At 63.0% G+C, this 13,508-nt stretch carries 13 protein-coding genes; 12 read left to right on the plus strand and 1 reads right to left on the minus strand.

The annotated features are described in order from the left end of the window. Nucleotides 1-110 precede the first annotated feature (110 nt). Together AC6I1W_RS08650 and AC6I1W_RS08655 are read left to right on the plus strand one after the other, a co-directional pair. The gene (locus AC6I1W_RS08650; protein WP_117189077.1) at nt 111-506 is read left to right on the plus strand and encodes an ArsR/SmtB family transcription factor; all 396 of its coding nucleotides are present in this window, start codon (nt 111-113) and stop codon (nt 504-506) included. Between the two features lie 112 nt (nt 507-618). After that, nucleotides 619-2,577, plus strand: a complete 1,959-nt coding sequence (locus AC6I1W_RS08655) for a heavy metal translocating P-type ATPase (protein ID WP_117189079.1) — start codon at nt 619-621, stop codon at nt 2,575-2,577. Here the strand turns inward: AC6I1W_RS08655 and ppk2 are convergent. Then, on the minus strand, nt 2,496-3,446 hold the full coding sequence (gene ppk2 / locus AC6I1W_RS08660; RefSeq protein WP_015582679.1) for a polyphosphate kinase 2: 951 nt from the start codon (nt 3,444-3,446) through the stop codon (nt 2,496-2,498). The two genes, AC6I1W_RS08655 and ppk2, sit on opposite strands and share 82 nt — an antisense overlap. A gap of 231 nt (nt 3,447-3,677) precedes the next feature. Between ppk2 and efp the strand changes: the two genes are divergently transcribed. From efp to AC6I1W_RS08710, 10 genes are all read left to right on the plus strand, one after another. After that, the gene (gene efp / locus AC6I1W_RS08665) at nt 3,678-4,247 is read left to right on the plus strand and encodes an elongation factor P (RefSeq protein ID WP_016667663.1); all 570 of its coding nucleotides are present in this window, start codon (nt 3,678-3,680) and stop codon (nt 4,245-4,247) included. Further along, nucleotides 4,244-4,936 carry a transcription antitermination factor NusB gene (gene nusB, locus AC6I1W_RS08670; RefSeq protein ID WP_069101361.1) on the plus strand — a complete coding sequence of 231 codons (693 nt, stop codon included), beginning with the start codon at nt 4,244-4,246 and terminating at the stop codon, nt 4,934-4,936. The genes efp and nusB overlap by 4 nt, the downstream gene beginning before the upstream one ends. A gap of 90 nt (nt 4,937-5,026) precedes the next feature. Continuing rightward, nucleotides 5,027-5,344 carry an integration host factor, actinobacterial type gene (gene mihF, locus AC6I1W_RS08675; protein WP_016667665.1) on the plus strand — a complete coding sequence of 106 codons (318 nt, stop codon included), beginning with the start codon at nt 5,027-5,029 and terminating at the stop codon, nt 5,342-5,344. Nucleotides 5,345-5,395: 51 nt separating this feature from the next. Further along, entirely contained in the window at nt 5,396-5,995 is a 600-nt protein-coding gene (gene gmk / locus AC6I1W_RS08680; RefSeq protein WP_117189081.1) for a guanylate kinase, read from the plus strand. Nucleotides 5,996-6,015: 20 nt separating this feature from the next. Beyond that, complete coding sequence (gene rpoZ, locus AC6I1W_RS08685) at nt 6,016-6,363, plus strand: DNA-directed RNA polymerase subunit omega (protein WP_002516821.1); 348 nt, start codon at nt 6,016-6,018, stop codon at nt 6,361-6,363. A 12-nt stretch (nt 6,364-6,375) separates the two neighbouring features. Next, a complete protein-coding gene (gene coaBC / locus AC6I1W_RS08690; protein WP_117189083.1) occupies nt 6,376-7,608 on the plus strand; it encodes a bifunctional phosphopantothenoylcysteine decarboxylase/phosphopantothenate--cysteine ligase CoaBC in 1,233 nt (410 codons plus the stop codon). 40 nt (nt 7,609-7,648) lie between these two features. Then, complete coding sequence (gene metK, locus AC6I1W_RS08695; RefSeq protein ID WP_065672873.1) at nt 7,649-8,845, plus strand: methionine adenosyltransferase; 1,197 nt, start codon at nt 7,649-7,651, stop codon at nt 8,843-8,845. Nucleotides 8,846-8,897: 52 nt separating this feature from the next. Beyond that, nucleotides 8,898-10,907: a primosomal protein N' gene (locus AC6I1W_RS08700; RefSeq protein ID WP_117189085.1), complete on the plus strand. Its 2,010-nt coding sequence runs from the start codon at nt 8,898-8,900 to the stop codon at nt 10,905-10,907. Between the two features lie 36 nt (nt 10,908-10,943). Next, nucleotides 10,944-11,891 (plus strand): methionyl-tRNA formyltransferase, encoded by a 948-nt coding sequence (gene fmt / locus AC6I1W_RS08705; protein WP_065672771.1) that lies wholly within the window; start codon nt 10,944-10,946, stop codon nt 11,889-11,891. Beyond that, nucleotides 11,888-13,252 (plus strand): RsmB/NOP family class I SAM-dependent RNA methyltransferase, encoded by a 1,365-nt coding sequence (locus tag AC6I1W_RS08710; protein ID WP_117189087.1) that lies wholly within the window; start codon nt 11,888-11,890, stop codon nt 13,250-13,252. The genes fmt and AC6I1W_RS08710 overlap by 4 nt, the downstream gene beginning before the upstream one ends. Nucleotides 13,253-13,508: the final 256 nt, after the last annotated feature.

Below are 13,508 nucleotides of genomic sequence, written 5' to 3' on the forward strand. Positions count from 1 at the left end.
TGTGAGAGTCGAGGCAACGCCCAACGATTCCCTTGGTCCGTGCTGTGAATGGGCCTTTACCAGGACTCTCTGGGTTGTCGCTCGGTACCGCCCACACCTACTATCTTCATATGCGCGAAGATATGAAGACATGCACATTTGGTGTCGACAGCGACTATGTCGACCTTGCAGCGGAGGTGTTCGCCTTGCTCGCCGACCCAACTCGCATCCGCATCATCCTCTCCCTTCGGGATGGAGAGATGTCCGTGAAGGACCTGGCCGATGTCGTGGGCAAACGCCCTACTGCTGTTTCCCAGCATCTGGCGAAATTGCGCATGGGTCGTATGGTCTCGGCCCGCCGCGACGGCACCACGATGTACTACAGCCTCACCGACGAGCATGCTCGCAATCTCGTGTCGCAGGCTGTCTTCCAGGCTGAGCACGAGGTTGATGTGATCCCGAGCCATCACATGGTTGAGATGACTCGGGCACGATCATGTCCTGCCCGCCAGTCGAGCAAGGCCTGAGTCCTTTGTTCCCGGGCTTTGCCCATCGAAGCCCGTTTCACGTTTCACGCCCACCAAGGCGCCTTTCCAGCGCGTGCACCTGCGCTGAGCACACTCACGTTCAGGAGATCACATGCCCACGTGGCGCGAACACATTGACATCAACCTCGCCTGGCGCGTCGCTCTCTGTGCCGTTGCGGCGGTCGTCGTCGGGCTGGGGCTCACGTGGCCGGGCCATCGTTTTCCTGCGGTTGGCATCATCTGCCTCATCATCGGTTGCTGGCCCTTCCTCGCTGAGGCCTTCGACGACCTGCGTCATGCCCATATGAGTATGGAGCTGTCGATGCTGCTCGCCATCGCTGCTGCCGCAGCCATCGGTGAATGGGTCACCGCACTCATGATCACCACATTCGTCCTCGTTGCCGAGATTCTCGAGGACTTGTCCATGGAACGTGGCCGTGACGCACTCACCGACCTCATGGCTTTCCTTCCCGACTCGGTCCGGGTGCGATGCAACGAGGGGATCATCGAGACGACGTTGGCCGGTGTGACCTCGGGGGACCTCGTCGTCATCTCCCCGGGAGACCGCATCGCCGTGGATGGACTCGTCGAAACTGGTGCATCCGAGGTGGACCAGTCCCGGATCACTGGAGAGCCGATGCCGGTGGCAGTACGGGGAGGGGATCGTGTCCTGGCAGGTTCGGTCAATCACGGAGGCGCCCTCGAGGTGCGGGTCGAGCACGTTGGTGCCAACTCCAGTTATGGCCAGATCGTCGAGGCTGTGCGCTCCGACCAGGACAGCCCAACCCCGGTTCAGCGGCTCAGCGATCGCGTTGCCACCTGGATCGTCGCAGCAGCCTTCCTCGCTGCAGTCATCACCTGGTTCGCGACCCATGACCTGCGAGCCACCATCTCGGTCATCGTCGTCGCCGGTGCATGTGGTGTTGCAGCTGGTACGCCACTGGCGATCCTGGCTGGCATGGCCCGGGTTGCCAGACGCGGAGCCTTCGTGAAAGGCGGCGTGCACCTGGAGCAACTAGGTCAGGTCGACACGGTGGTGATCGACAAGACCGGCACGATCACTGCTGGACAACCGACGGTTTCGGGGGTCGACCCGGCTGCGGGCTGGGCGGACGAGGATGTCCTCTCCCTGGCCGCATCCGTCGAGCAGTTCAGCGAACACCCGGTTGGCCGTGCCATCTGCGCGGCCGGTGACGTGACGGTCTCGATGGCCGAGGACTTCCGCTATGAGCCTGGACATGGTGTCTCAGGCGTCGTCGGCGGCCGCCGCGTCGAGGTCAGCAGACGCGTCCCGGCCGGGTTCTCCACAGACGCCATCGCTAGGTCATACGTGTGGGTGGACGACGAATGGATTGGCGCAATCCAGTTCGTTGATGAGATTCGTGAGACGTCCGCAGCAGCAATTGAGGAGTTGCATCGCATGGGGCTTCAGGTCGTCATGTTGTCGGGAGATGCGGAGGCAACAGCCAGACAAGTGGGCGATCAGGTCGGTGTTGACGAGGTCCGTGCTGGATTGCGTCCGATTGAAAAGGCCGATGTCATTTCGGAACTCATGGCATCGGAACGCAAGGTGGTCATGGTTGGTGATGGCGTCAACGACGCTCCCGCTCTTTCGGCAGCCACCGTTGGGGTGGGCATGGGCGCCGGTACCGAGATAGCTAGACGATCTGCCGACGTCGTCCTCATCTCCTCGGACCTTGCCGACCTCGTCGGCGCCGTCAGAACGGCTCGACGGGTGCGAGGCATCATCTGGTTCAACGTCGTCGGGACCCTGGCCGTGGATGCCCTCGGCATGGTCCTGGCCGCGACCGGAGCTCTCGGACCTCTCGGAGCGGCGCTGGTTCACGTCGGTAGTGAGACGGCCTTCATCCTCAACTCGGCACGGCTCATTCCCACGGGGTTCAACTCAGGTGAACGACGGCACCCAGAGTCACGTATCAGCCCCGTCGTCAGGGGCGCCGCCATCCACCCCCGGCGGGACAGCCTCCCTCAGTCTCCAACGGTGTCTCGGGCTCGACGTACCAACCGAGGATCGGGCTGGCCGACGACATCTTCGTCTTTGCCTTCGTAATCGTATTGGGACAGGAAATACCTCATGGCGTTGAGACGCGCGCGTTTCTTGTCATTGGACTTGACGCAAATCCACGGGGCAGCATCGGTGTCAGTCGCGGCGAACATCTCTTCCTTGGCGCGGGTGTAATCGTCCCAACGTCCCAAGGATTCCAAGTCCATCGGGGAGAGCTTCCAGCGGCGAACCGGATCGAGCTGACGAATTGCGAACCGAGTGCGCTGTTCCTGACGGGTTACCGAGAACCAGAATTTGGTGACGTGGATTCCCGACTCAATCATCATCTCCTCGAGTTTTGGGGCCTGGTGCAGGAAAATTCGATGCTCTTCGTCGGTACAGAATCCCATTACCCGTTCGACGCCGCCACGGTTGTACCAAGATCGGTCAAAGAGGACTATCTCGCCGGCAGTGGGAAAGTGCTGGATGTAACGCTGGAAGTTCCACTGACCGAGCTCGCGGTCCGAAGGCTTGTCGAGGGCGACGGTACGGCATCGACGGGGATTGAGATGCTCACTGAACCTCTTGATCGCGCCACCCTTCCCGGCTGCGTCGCGTCCCTCAAAGACGATGACGTGACGGTCGCCGGTGTCGTCAATGGAGTATTGGAGCTTGAGAAGCTCGATTTGCAGCAACCTTTTCTGAGTTTCGTACTCGCGCCTGTCCATGAGATTCGGATAGGGATAATCCTCATGCCAGGTCTCCACGGCGGAACCGTCTGGAGCGATGAGTTCGGGATCGTCTCCGTGCTCATCGGAATCGACGACATATCCGGCATCAGCGACCAGGTCAATGAATTCGCGCAGCGAGTGCTGGTCGGAATCCGTGGCGGGATCAAAGTGGGCGCGCAGCCCGGTGGAGTCAAGGTCGTGCATGATGTCAACGTTACTGAAGAGGTGTGCGGCCAAGGCCTCAATGACATGAACGGGACATGACGGGACCATGTCGTGGGGGCGGCGAGTGGTCCGCACCTGCCTGTCATGGGTCTGCCTTCCACCGGCATAGGGGGTTGAAGCCCTGCGTCCGCTAGACTTGCCCAGGGTGTCGGCTGGCGTGCCGCATCCTGATCCGTGATCGACGCAATTCATCTCGAAAGGGACCGACCTGTGGTTATCTCCACCAATGACATCAAGAACGGCACCGTTCTCAACCTCGACGGCCAGCTGTGGACGGTCATCTGGTTCCAGCACCACAAGCCGGGTAAGGGCAACACCGTCGTTCGGACCAAGCTGAAGCACGTGCTGAGTGGCAAGGTTGTGGACAAGACCTTCAACTCTGACGTCAAGATCGAGTCGGCCGAGGTTGATCGTCGCGACATGCAGTACCTGTACCAAGATGGCGACGTTTACGTCTTCATGGACGAGACCACCTACGACCAGCTGCCAATTCCTTCTGAGGTCGTCGGCGACGCCAAGGACTTCATGCTCGAGAACCAGACCGCCACCGTCGCCCTGCACGAGGGCAACCCGCTGTACATTGACCTGCCTGCCTCGGTCGAGCTCGAGATCACCTACACCGAGCCTGGCCTGCAGGGTGATCGTTCCACCGGCGGCACCAAGCCCGCCACCCTTGAGACCGGTCGCGAGATTCAGGTTCCGCTCTTCATCACCACCGGTGAGAAGATCAAGGTCGACACCCGCTCCGGCGACTACCTCGGTCGTATTTCCGAGAAGTGAGTACGAACATCACTCCGACGCCTGACGACGAGGGCCCCATCGAGAGGATCGGGGATCTCGAAGTCAAGCGCATCAGCGGAGACATCCAGAAGCACGCTGACCTCTCGACGCGGTCCAAGGCTCGCAAACAGGCCCTCGACATTCTGTTCGAGGCTGACCTCATGGGTACCGACACCCTCGAGGTCTTGGCCGCCCGCCCGGGCGTCTTCACCAACCCGGTACGCCCGTTCGCGGCTGATCTGGTTCGCGGGGTGGCTGCCTCTCAGGCTGGCCTGGACTCAGTCCTCACCGATTGTCTGTCCGAGGGCTGGACGTTGGATCGGATGCCGCGCGTCGATCGTGTCCTCGCCCGCCTGGCCACCTTCGAGATTCTGCACACGGATACGCCGGACCCGGCCGTCATCTCTGAGGCCATTGAGCTGAGTGAGGAGTTCTCGACCGATGACTCGGCGCCATTCCTCAACGGTTTGCTGAACGCCGTCGTTGCTCATGGCCCTGCTCGGGTGGAGGACGTGTCCTCTGCGGACGTTGTCTCCCCGGAGGCTGCTGGTGACGGCGAGAACGCGGCCGAAAAATCAGTGGTGGAGGAGTCCGCTGACGGGGCAGATCTGGAATCGGAAGAACATCCGACATCCAACGATCACGAATTGGACACAGATCCCCACGAATCGTCCCCAGGCTCCGACTAAGCAGACTAGTGTACCGAAGGTCTCCACCAGGGTTCTGGTGGAGACCTTCCGCACTGTTCGGAATGGCTGCACACTTGATCGGAGGGGCTCGTGTCCATACCCACTCTTTCACCGGAACAGCTTTCGGCTGCTCGTGAAGCAGCGACACGGGCCAGGCGAGTCCGAGCTGAGTTCAAGGCGAGGGTTCGCGCCGGGGACCTGTCGTTGTCCGAGGCCTTGGACGAGGCTGCCGAGGATGATGTACTCGCCCACGTCAAGGTTGTTGACCTGCTGAAGGCCCTTCCTCGCGTGGGGGAGAAGCGCGCTGCCGAGATCATGGAGCGTCTCGATATCGCCCCGAATCGCCGCATTCGTGGCCTGGGCAGACATCAGATCGCCGGCCTGCGTGCCGAGTTCGACCGTTGTTGAGGTTCTTCACCCCTGCGCGACGTCGTCGCCATTGACCACTAGGGTGTTGCCATGAGCAGCGACCCCGTCATCCCACAGGCCCGTGGTCTTCGACACGACCATCCCGTCACGGTGGCCGTCGTCTCAGGGCCAACAGCCGTCGGCAAGGGAACCGTAGTCGGCGCGTTGTTGCGTCGTCACCCCGAGATCGTCGTCTCGAGGTCGGTGACGACCCGTCCACCTCGCCCCACTGAGCGCGACGGCATCGATTACGACTTCGTCACCCCGGCGCAGTTCGACGAGCTTGTCGACGGTGACGGGCTGCTGGAGTGGGCCGTCGTCCACAACAGCCACCGGTATGGCACCCCACGCGAACCCGTTGAGAAGGCGGTTGCGGACGATCGCACCGTCATCCTTGAAATCGATCTTCAGGGTGCCCGCCAGGTGCGCGAGACATATCCGCAGGCCACGCAGATCTTTCTCGCCCCGCCATCGTGGGACGAGCTCGTCCACCGTTTGATCGGTAGGGGGACGGAGACCCACGAACAGCGGGAGCGCCGGTTGCAGACGGCTCGTGTGGAGCTGGCGAACGCCAATGAGTTCGACGCCGTGGTCGTCAACGACACCGTGGACCATGCCGTTGCTTCTCTGGTAGAGTTGCTGGGTCTATGACCATACTGGGAGGACATTCCTTGACCGAGACCACGCCTGAAGGCATCGTCAACCCGCCCATCGACCAGCTCCTCGAGCACGTCGACTCGAAGTACCGCCTCGTTCTCTTCGCCGCGAAGCGCGCCCGTCAGATCAATGCGTATTACTCGCAGCTGGCGGAGGGCCTGCTGGAGAACGTCGGCCCGCTCGTGGAGACCACCAACCAGGAGAAGCCGCTGTCCATCGCCATGCGTGAGATCCAGGCCGGTGTCGTTGAGGCCCATGAGATGGACGCCGAGGAGATCGCTGCTCAGGCCGCTGCGGCCCAGGAGGCCCCGGCCATCGAGCTCGACGATCCCTTCGCCGACCTCGCTGATCCGAACGCCTGATTTGAGTCTGGCGTGAGTGTCGTCGTCCTCGGTGTCGGAGGAGGAATCGCCGCCTACAAGGCGTGTCTGCTCTCGCGGCTCCTCTCCGAAGCCGGTCATGAGGTCCACGTCGTCCCCACCAGGACTGCCCTCGAATTTGTCGGTCGTCCCACGTGGGAGGCGCTGAGTGGACATCCGGTCCACACCGAGGTCTTTGACGACGTTCCCGGCGTCGAGCACATTCGGTTGGCCGAGCGTGCCGACGTGGTCGTCGTTGCTCCGGCGACCGCCGATCTCATGGCGCGTATCGCTGGTGGTCACGCCGACGACCTCCTGACGACGACGATTCTCGCCACGTCCGCGCCGGTTCTGCTGGCTCCTGCCATGCACACCGGGATGTGGCAGAATCCAGCCACCGTCGACAATGTCGCGACCCTTCGTCGTCATGGCATCGTCGTCAAGGATCCTGCATCCGGGCGCCTCACCGGTCGGGACTCCGGTCCTGGGCGACTACCTGATCCGGATGAGATCGCCGAATTCGTTGAGCTGTTGCTGGCCTGTCCGGATGCCGCTTACGCAATGTGTCGCCGGGACCTTGCAGGGAAACGCGTCGTCATCTCGCTGGGTGGCACCCGCGAGGCCATCGACCCAGTGCGTTACCTCGGAAACTCCTCATCCGGACGGATGGGGAAGGCGATCGCTCAAGTGGCAGCTGCTCGAGGTGCGGACGTTCACGTCGTTGCAGCTCACGTCGATGTCGCCATACCGTCCTGTGTCGAGGTGACGCGGATCGACAGCACTGAAGACCTTGCCGAGGCCATGGACGATCTGGCACCTCACGCCGATGTCGTCATTCAGGCCGTTGCTGCCGCCGATTTCGCACCGGTGGTCGCCGACACCAAGATCAAGAAACACGAGGGGGACTCCGCTGTCGGCGCGACGACGTCCCTCGAACTCCACCAGACTCCCGACGTCCTGGCCCGGATCTGTGCCCAATCGGTACCGCATCGGGTCGTCGTCGGGTTTGCCGCCGAGACGGCACCTGACCGTGCCCAGCTCCTTGAGCTGGCGCAGGCCAAACTCGCCCGCAAGGGATGCGACCTATTGGTCGTCAACGACGTGAGCGAGGGGAAGGTGTTCGGCAAGGTCGGCACCGACGTCACCGTGGTCCACCAGCAGGGGCCCGGTCGACGCGTCACCGGATCGAAGTCGCAGGCTGCAGTAGCGGTCCTCGACGAGGTCCACACGCTGCTGGCCACTCAGTAACACGATGCGCGGCTTGTGGCCGCGCGGACAGGAAACCATCATGCCCACCACTCGTCTGTTCACATCCGAATCGGTGACGGAAGGCCATCCCGACAAGATTGCTGACGCGATCTCTGATGCCGTCCTCGATGCTCTCCTTGCCGAGGATCCCCATTCCCACGCAGCCGTGGAAACGGTCGTGACGACTGGTCAGGTGATGGTCTGCGGCGAGGTCACCACTGAGGCCTACGTCGACATCGCGGGTATTGCTCGTTCCCGCATCCTTGAGATCGGCTATGACTCCTCGGCCAAGGGCTTCGACGGTGCTTCCTGTGGCGTCTCGGTCGCGATTGATGCCCAGAGCCCCGACATTGCCCAGGGCGTGACCTCAGCCTACGAAACTCGGCATGGTTCCACTGACCTTATCGACGCTCAGGGCGCTGGCGACCAGGGCCTGATGTTCGGATATGCCTGCACCGAGACCCCGTCCCTCATGCCACTTCCGATCGACATGGCCCACGCCCTGTCCCTGCAACTCACCAAGGTCCGCAAGGAGGGCGCGCTGGACTACCTGTGCCCCGACGGCAAGACCCAGGTGACGATCCGTTACGACGAGAACGACAAGCCGGTAGCGGTGGACACCGTCGTCGTCTCCAGCCAGCATCGCGACGGGGTAGACATCGACGCGACGATGACCCCTGATCTGCGTCACCTGGTCATCGACCCGGTGCTGGAGCGCTACGACCTTGATCACAAGGACATGAGGGTGCTCGTCAACCCGACCGGCAAGTTCGTCATCGGTGGCCCCATGGGCGACGCCGGTCTGACCGGTCGCAAGATCATCGTCGACACCTATGGCGGCATGGCCCGTCACGGTGGCGGTGCCTTCTCCGGCAAGGACCCCTCCAAGGTCGACCGTTCCGCTGCCTACGCCATGCGCTGGGTGGCCAAGAACGTCGTCGCCGCAGGTCTGGCCGACCGCTGCGAGTGCCAGGTGGCTTACGCCATCGGTGCCGCGCGTCCAGTGGGATTCCGCATCGACACCTTCGGGACCAACCATGTTCCCGAGATCGAGATCGAGCGCGCAGTCACCGAGGTCTTCGACCTTCGTCCCGGGGCGATCATTAAGAACCTCGACCTGCTTCGTCCGATTTACTCCCAGCTCGTCGCCGGAGGACACTTCGGACGCGAGCTCCCCGGCATCACCTGGGAGGTGACGGACCGTGCCGAGGCCTTGGCCGCGGCCGCCCGTCTCTGAGAGAACACCACCTGTCGCGATGCCGTCGGTGGTGGGCCGTAGCATCTGACCCATGACCGAACCGCTGCTCGAGACGACCACATGGATTGCCCATGTGGTCGTCTCCTCTGGTTTGGCGCACCTAGACCGTCCCTTCGACTACCTCATCCCTGATGACCTCGTCGGTCGGATTCAGGTGGGTGCGCGGGTCAGGGTGAAACTCGCCGGACGGCTGTGTGACGGCGTCGTGATGGTGGTCGACCACGAACAGGAACCAGGGGTCAAGCTTTCCCCGGTCGTGAAGTTGATCTCAGAACAGGTCGTGTCGACCCCGAACCAGCTCAGGCTGGCTCGTAAGGTTGCCGATCACTGGGCTGGCACTCTCGACGAGGTGCTCAGGTGGGCCATTCCGACCCGTCACGCGACGACAGAGGCTGCTGACCCGCCGCCGTGGCCAGTCCCGTCCGCGACGATGCCGTCAGGCACCTTGCGGGCTCTCACGGATGGACGTCATTTCCTCGACTTGGTGGCAGCCGGCGAGCGTCCCCGAGCTCATTGGCGGGTCACTCCGGTATGCGGTCCGGGAGATGACGAAGGTCTGGGGGACTGGGGCAATGGCCTGTTGCAGGCCGTCTCCGCAGCTCTTGCCTCCGGGCGTAGTGCCATTGTCTGCTGTCCGACCGTCGAGGATGTCACCGCCCTCCATTCCAGGTTCGAAGCCGTCCTGGGGGCGGGGACGGTGGCCGTCCTCCACGCTGATCAACCGGCGTCGACGAGATGGCGTCATTATCTGGCCGTCATTCGTGGCACGGCCAAGGTCGTCATCGGCACCAGGTCAGCTGTCATGGCCCCCGTCGAGAACCTCGGACTGGTCGCAGTGTGGGACGAGGGCTCTGACCTCCATGACGAACCGCGAGCTCCCTACCCGAACACCCGAGATGTCGCCGCCCTACGAGCCCAGGTCGATCACGGCGCCCTGCTGTTGGCGAGCTATTCCTGCTCGGTTCGCAGTGCGTCCTGGCTGAGGTCAGGCTGGCTCGTGGGCATTGGGGCAGACCGTCAGACGATGAGATCTGTCTGTGCTCCGGTGCGCGTCCCAGGGGATTCCGACTTCGCTCTGGAACGAGATCCGTTGGCCCGATCCGTGCGGTTGCCCGATCTGGCCATGACGACGATCCGTGAGGGGTTGCTGCGTGGACCGGTCCTGGTGTCGGTGCCTCGAGTTGGGGATCTGGTCTCACCATCCTGCTCGGTGTGTCGGACACCCGTGAGATGCCCTTCCTGCGGCGGCCCGGTGACAGGACGGCGTACTGACACGGGAGTTGACCTTCACTGCACTTGGTGCGGCACCCATCTACCTCGGTGGCGTTGCCCCGAGTGCGGTTCCACCGACGTCAGGTCCGGAATCGTCGGAGCGACGACGACGGCCGGCGAACTGGGCCGCGCCTTCCCGGACGTGCCCGTCGTCGACTCCTCGGGAAACCACGTGCGAGACAGCGTCGACCCAGCTCCCAGACTCGTCGTCGCCACGCCGGGGGCTGAACCAGCGCCGGAATCGGGATACGCCTGCGCCGTCATCCTCGATGCGCTGTCCTCCCTGTCTCGACCGGGGCTGGCTGCGGTGGAGCAGACCGTTGATCGCTGGATGGCGATCATGGCCCTCGTCAGATCAGTTCGCGATGGCGGGCGGGTGGTCGTCGTCGGCCCATCGGAGGATGCTGCCTTGCAGGCCATGGTTCGCAACGATCCCATCGGTTGGGCGGCCCGTGAGCTCGAAGACCGACGAGAGGCTCGGTTCCCACCCGCGGTTCCCTGTGGGATCGTCGACGGGGAACCGCAAGCGGTCGCCCTGGCAACCGAGCGACTGAACGCGGACATGGGGGACAAGCTGGAAGTACTGGGCCCGGCCCCTCAACAGCGGCGAGCTGGAGAGAGTGAGCGTGACCGGATCATCGTGCGTCCGGTGGGACAACTCTCCGTCGGGGAGTTGTCCTCAACTCTGTTCCACCTGCGTTCCAAACACACCATGAACCATGAGCAGGGCACTCTGCGCGTCGTCATCGATCCTGCGCATCTCTTGTGAAGCCGGCAGGCGTTGCCCGGCCGATAGGCTGGAAGGGTGAAATTACTTTTCGCTGGCACCCCGGACGTAGCCGTCCCCACCCTGACGGCCCTTGTTGACGACCCACATCATGAGGTCGTTGCCGTCCTGACCCGGCCTGACGCCGCAGTAGGGCGTCACCGCACACCCCGTCCCTGCCCCGTCGCCAAGGCCGCCGAGGATCTTGGCATTCGCGTCATCAAGGCAACCAGCGTGAAGTCCGGCGAGGGACACGACGCCGTCGCGGCCCTCGACATTGATGCCGCAGTCGTTGTCGCTTATGGCGGTCTCATCCCCACTGATCTCCTGGCTGCGCCGGAACATGGTTGGATCAATCTGCACTTCTCCCTGTTGCCCCGTTGGAGGGGAGCTGCCCCGGTGCAGCGGGCCATCATGGCTGGGGACGAGGAGACGGGTGCCTGCGTCTTCCAACTCGTCAAGGACCTCGACGCCGGACCGGTGTATCGCTCCATGACAGTGCCGATTGGCGAGACGACCACAGCTGGTGAGCTCCTTGACGAACTGGCCCAGACCGCGACCCCGCTGGTGACTCAGACACTCGAGGACATCGATTCCGGGATCGAGCCGACGCCTCAGTCGTCTGAAGGGGTGACGACCGCCCCACAGATACACCCAGGTGACGTCCGCATTGATCTGACGGCTCCTGCCGAGGAGATCGACCATCTGGTCCGTGGCACGTCCCCGACCCCGGGAGCATGGGCTGAACTCGATGACAAGCGCTTCAAAGTGTTGCGCACCTGCCACCTTGGCCCCGACGCCACGGTCCCGGACACCGTGACGACGGCTCAACCGGGCCAGCTCGTCGCCACCCGCAAACAGCTCTTCCTCGGGACTGGTTCTCGGCCCCTCGAACTGCTGCAGGTCCAGGCTTTCGGGAAGAAGGCCATGAACGGAGCTGACTGGGCGCGAGGCGCAGGGATTGACGCCGGAACCAGGCTGCGATGAATCAGCGTCCCCACCAGAAACGCCGCAAGACGGATCCAGCACGACGGCTGGCATACACCGCACTGTTGGCCGTCGAAACCCATGGTGCCTATGCCAACCTTGCCCTGGCCGACCAATTGCGTGCCACCGGGATGACCGGACGTGACGCGGCGTTCGCGACCGAGCTCGTCGACGGCACCTCCCGCGGATCGGGTACCTGGGATCGCATCATTGAGGCGGCATCAGGGCGAAACCCTGCCAAACTCCAGCCCGGAGTGCGCGTCGTCCTACGGATGGCGGCACACCAGATCCTTGCCATGAGGGTGCCCACCCGGGCTGCTGTGGCCACTTCGGTGGATTTGTCCCGTCAAGTCATCGGAGAACGAGTAACAGGTCTTGTCAACGCTGTATCCCGGCGCATCAGCACCCACAGCCTCGAGGAATGGGCCAGTGAGATCGGTGGACGCGAGGGCGTCGACGTCATGGCCCTGCGAACCCTGCACCCGACCTGGATCGTCAAGGCCTTCCAGGATCGTCTTGGAACTGACGAGGTGGAGGCCGCTCTGCTGGCGGACAACGAGCCGCCGGTCCCGACCCTGGTCGTCCGCCCTGGCCTCGCTGAGCGCGACGAAATTGAGTCTGGGACCCCAACTCGGTATTCCCCATGGGGTGTCGTGCGTCCAGGAAACCCGTCCGATGTCACTGCGGTGCGTGAGGGGAGGGTCGGCGTACAAGATGAGGGCTCTCAATTGGTGATCCTGGCCTTGCTTCATGCAGCCGAGGCGAATGGCAATTTTGGTCAATGGCTGGATCTCTGTGCCGGACCGGGTGGCAAATCCGCGCTCCTGGCCGGACTCGCGAACCAGCACAACACCAATCTGACCGCGGTGGAACTGCATGAACATCGTGCTGATCTCGTGGCGAAGGCCCTCAAGACCATCCCGGGCAACCATCGCGTCATGACTGCCGACGGCATGTGCCCGCCACTTCCAGCTCGGTCTTTTGACTCCGTCCTTGCTGATGTGCCGTGTTCGGGTCTGGGATCCCTGCGCAGACGTCCAGAAGCGCGCTGGCGTCGTACTCCTGCTGACGTCGAGGAGTTGACGCACCTGCAGCGTCGACTTCTTACCTCGGCGGTCAATCTCAGCCGACCAGGTGGGATCGTCGGATACGTCACGTGCTCACCGCACCGAGCCGAAACCATCGACATCATTGAGTATGCTCGCGCGTCCCTGCCAGTTGACGTCCTCGACACTCCTGCCATGCTCCCGGGCATTCCTGGTATCGCTGCGTCCGGAAACTCAAACGCCATCCAACTGTGGCCACATCGTCACGGCACCGATGCCATGTTTTGCGCATTGTTCCGCATACACGATGAGTGAGGAATGCGATCATCAGGCATATGTGTGGCTGAAGGATGTCAACGACATCCCAAGATGCAAAAACAGTCCAATCCACGCTGACGTCGGCACTTGACGCACTGGATATTTCCGGAAGCGGGGCCGAGGGGTGTGGTTGCCCCGGGTCGGTGGGCAACCACACCGTAGGTCAGAACGTGCTACATGTGACATGGGTCGGCAGCAGTCTTGGTGCGCGTGGTGCTCGACACGGTGTGGAGGACGAAAGTTAGCTCTCGTC

It is taken from the genome of Cutibacterium sp. KB22876 (assembly GCF_059728865.1).

Bases quoted from the DNA above. Each gene is read 5' to 3' on its own strand.
- metK (WP_065672873.1), top strand. From the start codon at position 7,649: ATGCCCACCACTCGTCTGTTCACATCCGAATCGGTGACGGAAGGCCAT.
- AC6I1W_RS08655 (WP_117189079.1), top strand. From the start codon at position 619: ATGCCCACGTGGCGCGAACACATTGACATCAACCTCGCCTGGCGCGTC.
- AC6I1W_RS08650 (WP_117189077.1), top strand. From the start codon at position 111: ATGCGCGAAGATATGAAGACATGCACATTTGGTGTCGACAGCGACTAT.
- AC6I1W_RS08700 (WP_117189085.1), top strand. From the start codon at position 8,898: ATGACCGAACCGCTGCTCGAGACGACCACATGGATTGCCCATGTGGTC.
- gmk (WP_117189081.1), top strand. From the start codon at position 5,396: ATGAGCAGCGACCCCGTCATCCCACAGGCCCGTGGTCTTCGACACGAC.
- AC6I1W_RS08710 (WP_117189087.1), top strand. From the start codon at position 11,888: ATGAATCAGCGTCCCCACCAGAAACGCCGCAAGACGGATCCAGCACGA.
- ppk2 (WP_015582679.1), bottom strand. From the start codon at position 3,446: ATGCACGACCTTGACTCCACCGGGCTGCGCGCCCACTTTGATCCCGCC.